Origin of the sequence: Ideonella lacteola (genome assembly GCF_038066555.1) — a bacterium.
In the GTDB taxonomy this organism is placed as follows: Bacteria; Pseudomonadota; Gammaproteobacteria; order Burkholderiales; family Burkholderiaceae_C; genus Ideonella; species Ideonella lacteola.
On the sequence record NZ_JBBUTG010000007.1, the window covers coordinates 169,070 to 182,295 of the forward strand.

The 13,226-nt window shown below is 65.9% G+C and carries 15 protein-coding genes and 1 tRNA gene; 9 read left to right on the forward strand and 7 right to left on the reverse strand.

All coding sequences use genetic code 11. From position 1 onward, the window contains the following. Nucleotides 1–12: 12 nt before the first annotated feature. Nucleotides 13–285: a hypothetical protein gene (locus tag AACH06_RS14125; protein ID WP_341426363.1), complete on the reverse strand. Its 273-nt coding sequence runs from the start codon at nucleotides 283–285 to the stop codon at nucleotides 13–15. Nucleotides 286–417: 132 nt separating this feature from the next. On the opposite strand from AACH06_RS14125, the gene hemA reads away from it, so the two are divergent. From hemA to AACH06_RS14155, 6 genes are all read left to right on the forward strand, one after another. Next, entirely contained in the window at nucleotides 418–1,734 is a 1,317-nt protein-coding gene (hemA, locus tag AACH06_RS14130; protein WP_341426365.1) for a glutamyl-tRNA reductase, read from the forward strand. A 144-nt stretch (nucleotides 1,735–1,878) separates the two neighbouring features. Further along, a complete protein-coding gene (gene prfA / locus AACH06_RS14135) occupies nucleotides 1,879–2,964 on the forward strand; it encodes a peptide chain release factor 1 (protein ID WP_341426367.1) in 1,086 nt (361 codons plus the stop codon). Further along, on the forward strand, nucleotides 2,961–3,830 hold the full coding sequence (prmC, locus tag AACH06_RS14140) for a peptide chain release factor N(5)-glutamine methyltransferase (RefSeq protein WP_341426368.1): 870 nt from the start codon (nucleotides 2,961–2,963) through the stop codon (nucleotides 3,828–3,830). The genes prfA and prmC overlap by 4 nt, the downstream gene beginning before the upstream one ends. A 185-nt stretch (nucleotides 3,831–4,015) precedes the next feature. Next, nucleotides 4,016–4,594, forward strand: coding sequence for a hypothetical protein (locus AACH06_RS14145; RefSeq protein ID WP_341426369.1), 579 nt, complete (start codon nucleotides 4,016–4,018; stop codon nucleotides 4,592–4,594). A gap of 107 nt (nucleotides 4,595–4,701) precedes the next feature. Continuing rightward, the gene (grxD, locus tag AACH06_RS14150) at nucleotides 4,702–5,010 is read left to right on the forward strand and encodes a Grx4 family monothiol glutaredoxin (RefSeq protein WP_341426370.1); all 309 of its coding nucleotides are present in this window, start codon (nucleotides 4,702–4,704) and stop codon (nucleotides 5,008–5,010) included. Nucleotides 5,011–5,102: 92 nt separating this feature from the next. Beyond that, entirely contained in the window at nucleotides 5,103–5,669 is a 567-nt protein-coding gene (locus tag AACH06_RS14155) for a UbiX family flavin prenyltransferase (protein ID WP_341426371.1), read from the forward strand. Nucleotides 5,670–5,686: 17 nt separating this feature from the next. Here AACH06_RS14155 and AACH06_RS14160 read toward each other — a convergent pair whose 3' ends face one another. Together AACH06_RS14160 and AACH06_RS14165 are read right to left on the reverse strand one after the other, a co-directional pair. Beyond that, nucleotides 5,687–6,352, reverse strand: coding sequence for a lytic transglycosylase domain-containing protein (locus AACH06_RS14160; RefSeq protein ID WP_341426373.1), 666 nt, complete (start codon nucleotides 6,350–6,352; stop codon nucleotides 5,687–5,689). After that, a complete protein-coding gene (locus tag AACH06_RS14165; RefSeq protein WP_341426375.1) occupies nucleotides 6,352–8,097 on the reverse strand; it encodes a proline--tRNA ligase in 1,746 nt (581 codons plus the stop codon). The genes AACH06_RS14160 and AACH06_RS14165 overlap by 1 nt, the downstream gene beginning before the upstream one ends. 109 nt (nucleotides 8,098–8,206) lie before the next feature. Here AACH06_RS14165 and AACH06_RS14170 point away from each other — a divergent pair, with 109 nt between their 5' ends. Beyond that, complete coding sequence (locus tag AACH06_RS14170; RefSeq protein WP_341426418.1) at nucleotides 8,207–8,833, forward strand: RNA pyrophosphohydrolase; 627 nt, start codon at nucleotides 8,207–8,209, stop codon at nucleotides 8,831–8,833. A 105-nt stretch (nucleotides 8,834–8,938) separates the two neighbouring features. Here the strand turns inward: AACH06_RS14170 and proB are convergent, their stop codons facing one another. The 4 genes from proB to rplU all read right to left on the reverse strand — a co-directional run bounded on the left by proB (nucleotide 8,939) and on the right by rplU (nucleotide 11,815). Continuing rightward, nucleotides 8,939–10,057 (reverse strand): glutamate 5-kinase, encoded by a 1,119-nt coding sequence (gene proB, locus AACH06_RS14175; RefSeq protein ID WP_341426376.1) that lies wholly within the window; start codon nucleotides 10,055–10,057, stop codon nucleotides 8,939–8,941. Next, on the reverse strand, nucleotides 10,054–11,130 hold the full coding sequence (cgtA, locus tag AACH06_RS14180) for an Obg family GTPase CgtA (RefSeq protein WP_341426377.1): 1,077 nt from the start codon (nucleotides 11,128–11,130) through the stop codon (nucleotides 10,054–10,056). Before cgtA ends, proB begins: the two co-directional genes overlap by 4 nt. 90 nt (nucleotides 11,131–11,220) lie before the next feature. After that, nucleotides 11,221–11,478, reverse strand: coding sequence for a 50S ribosomal protein L27 (rpmA, locus tag AACH06_RS14185; protein WP_341426378.1), 258 nt, complete (start codon nucleotides 11,476–11,478; stop codon nucleotides 11,221–11,223). 25 nt (nucleotides 11,479–11,503) lie between these two features. After that, on the reverse strand, nucleotides 11,504–11,815 hold the full coding sequence (gene rplU / locus AACH06_RS14190; protein ID WP_329722104.1) for a 50S ribosomal protein L21: 312 nt from the start codon (nucleotides 11,813–11,815) through the stop codon (nucleotides 11,504–11,506). Between the two features lie 212 nt (nucleotides 11,816–12,027). Between rplU and AACH06_RS14195 the strand changes: the two genes are divergently transcribed. Together AACH06_RS14195 and AACH06_RS14200 are read left to right on the forward strand one after the other, a co-directional pair. Next, nucleotides 12,028–13,014, forward strand: a complete 987-nt coding sequence (locus AACH06_RS14195) for a polyprenyl synthetase family protein (RefSeq protein WP_341426379.1) — start codon at nucleotides 12,028–12,030, stop codon at nucleotides 13,012–13,014. Between the two features lie 28 nt (nucleotides 13,015–13,042). Continuing rightward, nucleotides 13,043–13,119 (forward strand) — tRNA-Pro (locus tag AACH06_RS14200). Nucleotides 13,120–13,226: the final 107 nt, after the last annotated feature.

The window sequence follows — 13,226 nt, forward strand, 5'->3', positions numbered from 1 at the left end:
CGCCTGCGCGCGCTACTTCAGGTGGCCGCGCCACCACAGCGCCAGCGCGGTCATCGCCGTCAACAGGAAGTACGTGGCCATCTTGCCGTCTCGCTCGAACAAGACGATGCCCCCGATCAGGGCCACCGCCCCGGCGGCCATGGCCCAGGCGGCCAGCGACATGAACCCGACCGAGCGCATCGACTTCCACCACACCAGCTTGCACAAGCCGGCGGCGATCAGCCCCACCCCGATGGCGGGGCCGAAGAAGTTGGCAAGGTGCCAGAAGGCGTTCAGCAGGCCCATCGTGCGGGTTCGTGATATTGGTGGGATGCGGGGGGCAAGGCGACTTGCGCTGCGTCAAACCGCACGACGCTGTTCAACGGACGATGGGAGGCCCCACGGCGCCATTGCATCGTCAAATTTTATAATCTGGGAATGAGTGTCATCGCGCTCGGCTTGAACCACACCACCGCGCCGCTGGACCTGCGTGGCCGGTTCGCGTTCACGCCGGAGCAGGTTCCACCGACGCTGCGGGCCCTGCGTGAGCAATGGCAGCGGCTGCAGCCGGAGGCAGCGATTCTCTCCACCTGCAATCGCACCGAGCTGTACGTGGCCGGCGGCGTCGACCGCGGCCGTGAGCTGATCCGGCCCGCGATCGACTGGCTGGCCGCCCAAGGTGGCGTCGATGGCCACAAGTTGCAGGCCCACACCTACGTGCTCGAAGGGCGCGAGGCGGCCCGCCACGCCTTCCGCGTGGCCTCGGGTCTGGATTCGATGGTGCTGGGTGAGCCGCAGATCCTGGGGCAGATGAAGCAGGCGGTTCGAGGTGCGGACGAAGCCGGCACGCTCGGCACCACGTTGCATCAGCTGTTCCAGCGCTCGTTCTCGGTGGCCAAGGAAGTGCGCAGTTCCACCGAGATCGGCGCGCACTCCATCAGCATGGCCGCCGCCACGGTGCGCCTGGCCTCGCAGCTGTTCGAGGACCTTCGCCAGATCAAGGTGCTGTTCGTCGGCGCGGGCGAAATGATTGAGCTGGTAGCCACCCACTTTGCGGCCCGCGAACCGAAGCAGCTGGCGCTGGCGAACCGCACGCTGGAACGCGGCGAAAAGCTGGCCTCGCGTTTCGGCGCGCAGGCCATCCGGCTGGCCGACCTGCCGGCCCGCCTGCATGAATTCGACGCGGTGATCTCTTGCACCGCGAGCACGTTGCCGATCATCGGCCTGGGCGCGGTGGAACGGGCGCTGAAGGCCCGCCGCCGCCGCCCGATGTTCATGGTGGATTTGGCGGTACCGCGCGACATCGAGCCCGAGGTGGCGCGCCTGTCCGATGTCTACCTCTACACCGTGGACGACCTGACCGACGTCGTGCAGACCGCAGGCGAGAAGCGGCAGGCGGCAGTGGCGCAGGCCGAGGCGATCATCGATGCCGGCGTGCAAAGCTTTTCCCACTGGCTGGACCAGCGCGCCAGCGTGCCGCTGATCCAGGCCTTGAACCAGCAGGCCGACGATTGGCGTGCTGCTGAACTGGGGCGGGCGCGCAAGCTGCTGGCCCGCGGCGAAGACATCGAACAGGTGCTCGAAGCCATGTCGCGCGCCTTGACGCAAAAGATGCTGCACGGTGCGCTGGCCGAGTTGCGCGCCAGCGAAGGCGACACCCGGCACCAGACGGCCGAATGGGTGTCGCGCCTGTTCCTGCGGCAAGCCACCCGCCCGCTCGGCTCCGATGAGCCCGGCCCCGGCGACAAGCTGTAGCGACGCCGCTCGCCAGGCGACGCGGGCTGCCGGTCATCGGCCCCGCCGCCACCTCCCGCGGCTGGGGCCATTCCACCGGCTGCCACCGCACCCCACGCCCTCGCCCGCCCTCTCTCCCGCCCGCCTCCATCGGGCCCGACTCCGATGAAAGACTCGCTGCGCCAGCAACTTCAACGCCTTCAGATGCGACTGGCGGAACTGGATGCCAACCTGGCCGACCCGCAAGTCACCGCCGACATGGCTCGATACCGCACGCTGGCCCGTGAACAGTCCGAGGCGGCCGAGGTGGTGGGCCTGTTCCGGCGCTACGAGCAACGCGAGAGCGACCTCGCTGCGGCCCAGGAGCTGCTGGCCGACCCGGACATGGCCGACATGTCGCGCGAGGAAATCATCGGCGCCCAAGCCGAATTGAGCCACCTGCTGGGTGCGCTGCAAACCGCCCTCTTGCCGCGCGATCCGGACGACCACCGCAATGCGTTTGTCGAGATCCGCGCCGGCACGGGGGGCGAAGAGTCCGCCCTGTTTGCGGCCGACCTGGCCCGCATGTACACCCGCTATGCCGAAGCCCAGGGCTGGCGCAGCGAGGTGATGAGCGAGAATGCGTCTGATCTCGGCGGGTTCAAAGAGATCGTCTTCCGCTTTGAGGGCGCAGGCGTCTACGAGAAGATGAAGTTCGAATCGGGTGGGCACCGGGTGCAACGGGTGCCGGAAACCGAAGCCCAAGGGCGCATCCACACCAGTGCGTGCACGGTCGCCGTGATGGCCGAGCCCGATGAAGCCGCCGAGGTCACCCTCAATCCGGCCGACCTGCGCATCGACACCTTCCGCGCCAGCGGTGCCGGCGGCCAGCACATCAACAAGACCGACAGCGCCATCCGCGTCACCCACATCCCCACCGGCCTGGTGGCCGAATGCCAGGACGACCGCTCTCAACACCGCAACAAGGCCAAGGCGCTGGCGGTGCTTCAAGCTCGCCTGCGCGACCGCGAACGCGCAGAGCGTGACGCCAAGGAAGCAGCAACCCGCAAAGCCTTGGTCGGTTCGGGCGATCGGTCCGATCGCATCCGCACCTACAACTTTCCCCAAGGTCGCCTCACCGACCACCGCATCAATCTGACCCTTTACAAGTTGGGTCAGATCATGGATGGCGATCTCGGCGACGTGATCGCAGCACTCCAGGCTGAGCGCGCCCAGCAGCAGTTGGCAGCCCTGGAAAGCGGCGGCGCATGAGCCTCACCCCTACGCCTCGGTCGCTCACCGACGACGGCACGACGATCGCCCAATCGCTGGCGCGAGCGGCGCGAGAGGGGGTGGATCGCCTGGATGCCCAGCTGCTGTTGGGCCACGTGATGGGCCGGCCGCGCACCTGGTTGATCGCGCACGACGACGAGGCGCTGCCCGAGGATCTGGCGGCCCATTTTGCGGCCCTTTGCCAACGCCGCGCGGCGGGCGAGCCGGTGGCCTACTTGCTGGGGCAGAAAGAGTTTCATGGGCTGACGCTGCACGTCAGCCCGGCGGTGCTGGTGCCCAGGCCCGACACCGAGACATTGGTGGAATGGGCGCTGGACTTGCTGGCCGGGCCACTTCGCGATCGATCGCCGCCGGCGGTGGTCGACTTGGGCACCGGCAGCGGCGCGATTGCGCTGGCGGTCAAGCACCGGGCCCCGAATGCAGCCGTGTGTGCCGTGGATCTGAGCGAGGACGCCCTCGCCGTCGCCCAGGCCAACGCGACGCGGCTGGCGCTGGAGGTCGAATTCCGGGCCGGCTCCTGGTGGCAGGCCTTGCCGGGGCGCCGATTCGACCTGGTGCTGAGCAACCCGCCGTACATCGCGGGCGACGATCGCCATCTGGACGACCTCAAGCACGAGCCCAGCCTGGCCCTCACGCCCGGCGGAGACGGCCTGGATGCGATTCGGGCCATCGTGCAGGGCGCCCCGGCACACCTGTCGCGCGGCGGCTGGCTGGCGTTCGAACATGGATGGGATCAGGCCGCCGCCGTGGCGGATCTGCTACAGGCGGCGGGCTTCGGCTCGGTGACGTCGCGCCACGACCTGGCCGGCCACGCACGCTGCACTGCCGGGGTTTGGCGCCCCTGAACGGGGCGCGTCAAAAGGGCATGATGCCCCCTTCCGGGACGCTTTGTAATGCCCCGAAACAGGGGAATGAGACGCCAGCATTTCACGCCCACGCCCGCAACGAGCGGAGTAGTATGAATTCGACGGCAGGATTCGCCGGGCAGTACGTTGGGGGGTTGAGCATGCGTCCGTTCGTTGCGGTGTTTATGGCAGTTGCTATCGCCGGCCCCGCCGCGGCCGCTTCACCGAGCATCGTGGGCGATGGCCTGAAGATCTCCCAGGACAGCACCGACACCTGGTCGCCCTGGCAGGCTCGGCTGGCCATGTCGGCGGCCCCTTTGCCGATGCTCGGCCACTTCGGCTCCCCGTTGTTGTCTGGCGGCAATGCCATGCTCGCCGGTGATCGCTACCTCGGCTGGGGACAATCCAGCGAAGGCGGCGGCCTGCGCGCCACGGGTGCGTTGCTGCTGGGTGCCAATGCGCTGGGCCTGGCGTCACCCGTGGGGACAAGCCATGGCGAGATGCTGTGGCGCGGCACTGGCTCCAGCGTGAGCCAGGGTGACGCAGAATCGAATGCCCCCATGCCCTATCTGGGCGTCGGCTACAGCGCGTGGTGGTCGCGCACCGGGTTTGGCGTGTCGGCCGATCTGGGGCTGGCTGCGCAGAAGCCTGGCCAGGCGGTTCGCTTCGGTCGCGTGATGTCGGGCACCGAAAGCCTGGATGACATGCTTCGCGCCATGCAACTGGCGCCCATGCTGCAAGTCAACCTGTCCTACGCTTTCTAGCAGCGACAATCAGGGCATGTCACCGCCGCGCACCCGCGCGGCGGCTTTGCTTTATAAAAGTGGATTGGGCCCCGCAGGCCCGTCAACCCATCCGACAGAGAGTGCCCATGAGCGACGTTCAGCAACGCATCGACCAAATTGTCAAAGGCCACAAGGTCGTCCTGTTCATGAAGGGCACGGCCCAGTTCCCGATGTGCGGTTTCTCGGGCCGGGCGGTCCAGGTGCTCAAGGCCTGTGGCGTGAACGACCTGATGACGGTCAACGTGCTCGAAGACGAAGCCATCCGCCAAGGCATCAAGGATTACGCCAATTGGCCGACGATCCCGCAGCTCTACATCAACGGCGAATTCGTCGGCGGCTCGGACATCATGATGGAGATGTACCAGGCCGGCGAGCTTCAAGAAGCCCTGAAGTGAGGCAACGGGGCCCCAACCCGTCCGTTGGCCTCGCGTGATCTGGCGTCCATGACACCCTCCGCCGCGGCATCGGCCTCGACCCGCACTGCCTGATGGACGCTCCGCGCATCATCGTCGGCATCACCGGCGCTTCGGGCGCGCTCTACGGCGTGAAGCTCTTGGAGCGTTTGAAGGCGCTGGGCGCGCACACGCACTTGGTGGCCACCGCGGCCGGCGTGCTCAATGTGCACCACGAACTGGGCCTCGACCGTCGTGCGCTGGAGGCCATGGCGTCGGAGGCGCACGCCGTGGGCGACGTGGGGGCGTGTATCGCCAGTGGGAGCCACCGCACTGCGGCGATGGTGATCGCCCCTTGCTCGATGAAGTCGCTCGCCGCGATCGCCCACGGTTTTGGCGACAACCTCCTGACGCGCGCCGCCGACGTCACCTTGAAGGAGCGTCGCCGGCTGGTGCTGATGGTGCGCGAAACACCGTTCAACTTGGCTCACCTGCGCAACATGACAGCCGTCACCGAGATGGGCGGCGTGATCTTCCCGCCGCTGCCGGCTTTCTACCACCGGCCACAGACAATCGACGAACTGGTCGGCGACACCGTGGAGCGGGTGATTGAGCTGATCGGCCTGGATGCCGCCAACCCGCGCCGCTGGGCCGGCCTGTGAGGTGAGGCCCGCCGGTGTCAGGCCTTCGAAGGCACGGATGGCGCCGGCTCGGGCGCCAGCAGCCATTGCTTGCGCGCGCCGAATACCGCATTGGGGTACTCAGCCCGACCCCGGCTGCCGTTGTATCGCCCGAGCGCCATGAACAGGTCACCCTGCTCTCGTTCGAGGTAGTGACGCAAGATCACACACCCGAATCGCAAGTTGGTCTGCATGTGGAACAGGCGGGAAGCGTCGCCATCGCCGATCAACTTGGCCCAGAAGGGCATGACCTGCATGTAGCCCCGCGCGCCGGCCACGCTGATGGCGTATTTGCGAAAGCCGCTTTCGACCTGCACCAGGCCCAGAACCAGTTCCGGCTGCAGGCTGGCTCGTTTGCTCTCGTACCAGAGCGTCTCCAGAAACTCGATCCGCGTCTGCTGCTCGGCCTTGCGAGGCTTGAGCTTGTCACTCATGGCGCCCAACCAGCGCAGGTAGGCCAAGCGGTCTTCAATCCGCGCGAAGCTGGGCTTCGGCGGCGCACTGTTGGCGATGGAAGCCGACAACGCTGTGCGTACCGCATCTGCCAATGGCTCTTCGGCCTGCGTGCCGGCCAGGGCGGGCCGCCAGCCGGCCGCGCCACCGATCAGGCCTGCCGCCGCGGCCCGCAGGCAGCCGCGGCGCGCGTGAAACGCCGCCTTGCCCATCACACCGACAAGCGCGCCTTCACCTGGGCCACGACCTCGGCCACGGGCACCTTGCTCGCTTCGGCGTCGCGCCGGCCCTGGACCTCCAGCAGGCCCTCTTTCAGGGCACGGTCGGAGATGACCACGCGCAGCGGCACGCCTACCAGCTCCCAGTCGGCGAACATGGCACCGGGCCGCTCACCGCGGTCGTCCAGCAGCACGTCAACACCGGCGGCGAGAAGCTCGTCGTGCAGTTGGTCGGCAGCCGCCTTGACTTCGGCCGAGCGGTCGTAGCCGATGGGGCAGAGCACGGTGGCAAACGGTGCGATCGCGGCGGGCCAGATGATGCCCCGCTCGTCATGGTTTTGCTCGATGGCAGCACCCAGGATGCGCGTGACGCCGATGCCATAGCAGCCCATTTCCATGGGCTGGGGCTTGCCGGTCTCGTCCAGGTAGTTGGCGCTCATCGCCTTCGAGTACTTGGTGCCGAGGTAGAAGACATGCCCCACCTCGATGCCACGCTGGATGGCAAGACTTCCTTTGCCATCCGGCGAGGGATCGCCCACCACCACATTGCGGATATCGGCCACCACGTCGGGCTCGGGCAGGTCGCGCCCCCAGTTGACGCCGGTGATGTGGAAGTCCGCCTCATTGGCACCACAGACGAAGTCCGCCATGTTGGCCACCGTTCGGTCGGCGATCACCTGAACAGGCTTGATCGTCTTGATGGGGCCCAGGTAGCCCGGCTTGCAGCCGAAGTGCTCTTCGATTTCCGCCACCGTCGCGAACCGCCAGCCCGCCTTGAGGCCTGCCACCTTTCCGGCCTTCACTTCATTGAGATCGTGGTCTCCGCGCACGAGCAACAGCCAGACGGTGGACTTGACGATGTCGCCAGCCTCGTTCTTCTCGTCGGTGGCCAGGACCAGCGACTTGACCGTCTGCTGCAGGGGCAGGCCCAGCAGGGCCGCCACATCGGCGCAGGTGCTCTTGCCGGGCGTTGGCGTCTTGGCCATCGGCTGCGTGGGAGCCGCCCGCTGCGGCAACAGCGACAACGCTTCGGCCAGCTCGATGTTCGCTGCGTAGTCACTCGTCGGGCAGTAGACCAGCGCATCTTCGCCGGTGTCTGCGATCACCTGGAACTCGTGCGATGCGTCGCCCCCGATCGCCCCGGTGTCTGCCGCCACCGCGCGGTACTGCAGGCCAAAGCGGTCGAAGATGCGGCAGTACGCGTCGTACATGACCTGGTAGCTCTTCAGCGCACCTTCCTTGTCCCGATCGAAGGAGTAGGCATCCTTCATCGTGAACTCTCGCCCGCGCATCACACCGAAGCGCGGGCGGCGCTCATCGCGGAACTTGGTCTGGATGTGGAAGAAGTTCTTGGGCAGCTGCTTGTAGCTGCGAAGCTCCTGCCGAGCGATGTCGGTGATGACCTCTTCCGACGTGGGTTGGATGACGAAATCGCGCTCGTGGCGATCCTTCACGCGCATCAGTTCGGGGCCATAGGCCTGGAAACGCCCCGTCTCCTGCCACAGTTCCGCCGGCTGCACGACCGGCATCAGCAGCTCGACCGCGCCGGCGCGGTTCATCTCTTCGCGGATGATGGCTTCGACCTTGCGGATCACGCGCAAGCCCATCGGCATGTAGTTGTAGATGCCAGCGCCCAGGCGTTTGATCATGCCGGCGCGCATCATCAACTTATGGCTCACCACCTCGGCATCGGCGGGAGCTTCTTTGAGCGTGGAAATGAAGAACTGGCTGGCTTTCATGGCGGCATCGACCTGGCGGGCGCTTCGGGAAAGCGAGGGTCTGTGCCCCTTTGTGCCATTCCTGCCGCCGGTGCTATATTGATTTCAGTTCAAAAATTGGGGTTTGATTATGCTCGACCGGGAAGGCTACAGGCCTAACGTCGGCATCATCCTGCTCAACGCTCGCAACCAGGTCTTCTGGGGCAAGCGTCTTCGCACCCATTCCTGGCAGTTCCCGCAAGGGGGCATCAAGTACGGTGAATCGCCCGAGCAGGCGATGTTTCGTGAGCTGCACGAGGAAGTCGGCTTGCTTCCTGAGCATGTGCTGATCCTCGCACGAACCCGCGATTGGTTGCGTTACGAGGTTCCGGACCACTTCATCCGCAAGGATGCGCGCGGCCACTACAAGGGCCAAAAGCAGATTTGGTTTCTGCTGAAGCTGATGGGGCGGGACAGCGACATGAATCTGCGCGCCACCGACCATCCCGAGTTCGACGCGTGGCGGTGGAACGACTACTGGGTGCCACTGGATGTGGTGATCGAGTTCAAGCGCGGCGTGTACCAAATGGCTCTGACAGAGCTCGCCCGTTTCTTGCCGAAGGTGAACCACCACAACCGCTATCTGCGAAGTGGCATGCGGCCCCACGCCCGTGATGATCGCCGACGCCAGGATGCCCACGGGCACGAGGACGACCTACGCTCCTCGTCGGACGGCGCCGAAGTCGGGCCGCCGAGCGAGGTGCCGGACGTCTCCTGACCTGATCGCAGCGAACGCGCCCCGGTGCCGAATGGCCTCACGGGGGCCGACGCACCACGACAAAGGTTCGTTGACTCGCCCTTGAGGGGCGCCCCGGACGAACGCTCAGGTCAGAACGAGGTTGTCTCGGTGGATCAATTCAGGCTCGCTGGCGTATCCCAGCAGGCCCTCGATCTGCGATGAGGGCTTGCGGGCGATGAGCCGCGCCTCCGCGCTGGAATAGTTCGCCAGCCCACGGGCCACTTCGCCCCCTGCGGGGGAACGTACCGCAATGACATCGCCGCGGTGGAAGTCGCCTTCGACGTCGAGCACCCCGATCGGCAGCAGACTCTTGCCCTCTTCGCGCAGCTTGATCACCGCCCCGTCGTCCACACGCACCGCACCGCGCAGTTGCAGGTGGTCAGCCATCCACTGCTTGCGGGCCGCCAGCTTGGCCGTCCCCGCGAGCAAGGCCGTGCCGATGGATTCACCTGCCGCCAGACGCAACAAGACATCGGGCTCGCGGCCCCAGGCGATGACGGTGCTGGCACCGCTGCCCGCGGCGCGCTTGGCCGCCAGCACCTTGGTGATCATCCCGCCTCGGCCGATGCTGGAGCCTGCCCCGCCGGCCATGGCCTCGAGCGCAGCGTCGCCAGCCGCCGCTTCATCGATGAATCGGGCGGAGGGGTCCTTGCGAGGGTCCGCCGAATACAGGCCTCGCTGATCGGTGAGGATGACCAAGGCATCCGCCTCGACCAAATTGGCCACCAACGCGCCCAGCGTATCGTTGTCGCCGAACTTGATTTCGTCGTTGACGACCGTGTCGTTCTCGTTGATGACGGGAATGACCTTCAGCCCCAGCAACGTCAACAGCGTCGAGCGAGCGTTGAGGTAGCGCTCGCGATCGGCCAGGTCCGCATGGGTGAGCAGCACCTGTGCGCTACCCATGCCGTGCGCCGAGAGCTTCTGCTCGTACATCTGGGCCAAGCCCATCTGCCCGACGGCAGCGGCCGCCTGCAACTCCGGCAGCTCCTTCGGCCGCGTCGACCAACCCAGTCGCTTCATGCCCTCGGCGATCGCGCCGGAAGACACCATCACGACCTCGCGGCCCTGAGATGCGAGGGCCGCGAGTTGGCGGCACCAGTTGTCGATCGCTTCTGCATCGACGCCGCGCCCCTCGTTGGTGACCAGGCTCGACCCGACCTTGACGACGATGCGCCGTGCCGCCTGGAGCACCGCGTTCATTCGCCGGCCTCCGCCTCGCCCGGGGCGTCAAAGCGCGGATCAGGCTCAGGCATCGGCGGCCGAGACTGCGCGACCACGTGCTCCCAGATGGCATGGATCAGGGGCTGCAACCCTTCTCTGGCCAGGGCCGAGATCTCAAAGACCGGGCCCTTCCACTTGTAGCGCTTGACGAAGTCTTTCACGCGCTTCGCACGCTCATCCTCCGGGACCATGTCGAGCTTGTTCAGCACAAGCCAGCGGGGCTTGGCATGGAGCTCCTCGTCATACTTGCGCAGCTCCTCCACGATCGCCTTGGCCTGCTGGACCGGATCGACCGCATCATCGAACGGCGCCAGGTCCACGATGTGCAGGAGCAGGCGGGTGCGCTGCAGGTGGCGAAGGAACTGGTGGCCCAATCCGGCGCCTTCAGAAGCCCCTTCGATCAATCCCGGGATATCGGCGACGACGAAGCTCTTCTCAGGCGCGACCCGCACCACGCCAAGATTGGGGTGCAAGGTGGTGAAGGGGTAGTCGGCCACCTTCGGTCGCGCATTCGAGATCGCGGTGATGAGCGTCGACTTGCCGGCGTTGGGCATGCCCAGAAGCCCCACATCGGCCAACACCCGCAGCTCGAGCTTGACCTTGTAGGCCTCACCCGGCCACCCCGGCGTCTTTTGACGAGGCGCCCGGTTGGTGCTGCTCTTGAAGTGCAGATTGCCGAATCCCCCATCCCCGCCCTTGGCAATCAGGACGGGCACGTCCGGCTCGATCAACTCGGCGAGCACTCGCCCCGTTTCCAAGTCGGTGATGATGGTGCCCACCGGCATGCGCAAGGTGATGTCGGGGCCCGCCGCGCCAAAGCAGTCGGCGCCGCGACCTGATTCGCCGTTCTTCGCCTCGTGGCGACGCGCATAGCGGTAGTCGATCAGGGTGTTGAGGTTGCGGTCTGCCACCGCCCAGACGCTGCCTCCGCGCCCGCCGTCACCGCCGTCGGGCCCACCAAAAGGAATGAATTTTTCACGCCGAAAGCTCGCGCAGCCGGCGCCGCCGTGGCCTGCGGCGATATCAATGGTGGCTTCGTCGACGAACTTCATGGTGAGGCGATGGTATCGAAAGGGCCCAAGCGGGCCCAGAAGTGAAAAAGCCCCGGCAGGCCGGGGCTTCGCTGTGTCGACGTGGGCGCCTTACAGCGGCGTCACGTTGACGGTGTGGCGATTGAGCTCACCCTTGACCGCGAACGACACGGTGCCGTCGACGAGGGCGAACAGCGTGTGATCGCGCCCCATGCCGACGTTGGTGCCCGCATGAAACTTGGTGCCGCGTTGGCGCACGATGATCGAGCCGGCCGAAATGGCTTGGCCGCCGAACGCCTTCACGCCGAGCATCTTGGGCTGGGAATCACGGCCGTTCCGGGTGGAACCGCCGCCTTTTTTCTGTGCCATGGTTCAGAACTCCTGGATCGGCTTGTCAGCCGTTGACCGCGCTGATCTCCAGCTCGGTGTAGTGCTGGCGGTGACCGCCGTGCTTCTGGTAGTGCTTGCGGCGACGCATCTTGAAGATGCGGACCTTGTCATGACGACCATGCGCCACGACAGTGGCCTTCACGCTCGCGCCGCTCACCAGGGGGGTCCCGACCGTCAGAGCTGCGCCGTCGCCGACAGCCAGCACCTGATCAATCACGATTTCCTGGCCAACGTCCGCAGCAATCTGTTCTACCTTGATCTTTTCGCCGGCTGCAACTTTGTATTGCTTGCCACCGGTTTTTATGACCGCGTACATATGTGCCCTTCGAAATTTTGCAGATGAATGCCTGCAAAAACCTCACGGCGGCCAAAGCCCCCGCGCTCGCCCAGACCGCCCGGACGAAGCCGAGCATTATAGCCACCCTGCCCGTCTGACGCCAAGAGTCGGCGTACCGCGCCGCGACGAGCGGGCTCGCTGCTTCCTATAATCGGCAGTTTTGCCGACTGCAGATCGCGGAAACTCTCCTCATGCCCGCCCCGGACACCTCTTCGCCGGCCACGTCGCCGGACTTCATCGCCGAGGGCATGGCCCGGGTTGATGAGGTCATCCGCGCCCGCCTGGCATCGGACGTGGCGCTGATCGAGCAGATTTCGCACTACATCATCGGCGCGGGCGGCAAGCGGGTGCGGCCGCGGCTGGTCTTGCTCTTCGCCGAAGCCCTCGGGCATTCGGGGCCGGAGCCTTACGAAGCCGCTGCCATCGTTGAATTCATCCACACGGCGACCCTGCTTCACGACGACGTGGTCGATGAGTCATCGCTGCGGCGCGGCCGCGCCACAGCCAACGCATTGTTCGGCAACGCCGCCAGCGTGCTGGTGGGCGACTTCCTGTATTCGCGGGCCTTCCAGATGATGGTGTCGCTGAATCGGATGCGAGTGCTGGACGTCTTGGCGGATGCCACCAACGTGATTGCCGAAGGTGAAGTGCTTCAGCTGATGAACATGCACGACCCCGATCTGGCCGTCTCGGACTATCTGCGGGTCATTCGGTACAAGACCGCCAAACTGTTCGAAGCCAGCGCTCGACTAGGGGCCGTCATTGCGGGCGCAGCACCCGAGGTCGAAGACGCCTGCGCGGAATATGGCCGGGCGCTGGGCACCGCCTTTCAGCTGGTTGACGACCTGCTGGACTACGAAGGCGACACCCAGGCCTTGGGTAAGAACGTGGGCGACGACCTGCGCGAGGGCAAGCCGACCTTGCCCTTGCTCATCGCGATGGAGCGCGGCACGGAAGACGAGCGCGCCATGATTCGCCACGCCATCGAACATGGCGAAGTGGAACGACTCCCGGAGATCGTCGCCATCGTGCGCCGGACCGGGGCCCTGGACGCCACCCGTGAAGCGGCCCGCACCGAAGCCCTGCGTGCACGCGAAAGACTTTTTGTGCTGCCGCCTTCGAGAGCGCGAGAAGCTCTGCTAGAATTCTCTGCTCAGTCGGTTGAGCGCTCGTCATAGAGCGGCCCAGCCCGACAGAAAGAGACATCGGGGTGTAGCTTAGCCTGGTAGAGCGCTACGTTCGGGACGTAGAGGCCGGAGGTTCGAATCCTCTCACCCCGACCAAGTCTTCTTATCCCCCACTCACCTTCCCTCCTTCAGATTCGGCTGTCTCGCCAGGGACACGAAGCGTGACGAGGTGTTCATGGGACGCGTGATGGGCAATCTCCACG

Coding starts and splice junctions, on each gene's coding strand:
- AACH06_RS14160 (WP_341426373.1), bottom strand. CDS start 6,352: ATGGGCAAGGCGGCGTTTCACGCGCGCCGCGGCTGCCTGCGGGCCGCG.
- AACH06_RS14125 (WP_341426363.1), bottom strand. CDS start 285: ATGGGCCTGCTGAACGCCTTCTGGCACCTTGCCAACTTCTTCGGCCCC.
- rpmA (WP_341426378.1), bottom strand. CDS start 11,478: ATGGCACAGAAAAAAGGCGGCGGTTCCACCCGGAACGGCCGTGATTCC.
- proB (WP_341426376.1), bottom strand. CDS start 10,057: ATGAACGCGGTGCTCCAGGCGGCACGGCGCATCGTCGTCAAGGTCGGG.
- grxD (WP_341426370.1), top strand. CDS start 4,702: ATGAGCGACGTTCAGCAACGCATCGACCAAATTGTCAAAGGCCACAAG.
- AACH06_RS14170 (WP_341426418.1), top strand. CDS start 8,207: ATGCTCGACCGGGAAGGCTACAGGCCTAACGTCGGCATCATCCTGCTC.
- AACH06_RS14155 (WP_341426371.1), top strand. CDS start 5,103: ATGGACGCTCCGCGCATCATCGTCGGCATCACCGGCGCTTCGGGCGCG.
- hemA (WP_341426365.1), top strand. CDS start 418: ATGAGTGTCATCGCGCTCGGCTTGAACCACACCACCGCGCCGCTGGAC.
- AACH06_RS14165 (WP_341426375.1), bottom strand. CDS start 8,097: ATGAAAGCCAGCCAGTTCTTCATTTCCACGCTCAAAGAAGCTCCCGCC.
- prmC (WP_341426368.1), top strand. CDS start 2,961: ATGAGCCTCACCCCTACGCCTCGGTCGCTCACCGACGACGGCACGACG.
- rplU (WP_329722104.1), bottom strand. CDS start 11,815: ATGTACGCGGTCATAAAAACCGGTGGCAAGCAATACAAAGTTGCAGCC.
- AACH06_RS14195 (WP_341426379.1), top strand. CDS start 12,028: ATGCCCGCCCCGGACACCTCTTCGCCGGCCACGTCGCCGGACTTCATC.
- AACH06_RS14145 (WP_341426369.1), top strand. CDS start 4,016: ATGGCAGTTGCTATCGCCGGCCCCGCCGCGGCCGCTTCACCGAGCATC.
- prfA (WP_341426367.1), top strand. CDS start 1,879: ATGAAAGACTCGCTGCGCCAGCAACTTCAACGCCTTCAGATGCGACTG.
- cgtA (WP_341426377.1), bottom strand. CDS start 11,130: ATGAAGTTCGTCGACGAAGCCACCATTGATATCGCCGCAGGCCACGGC.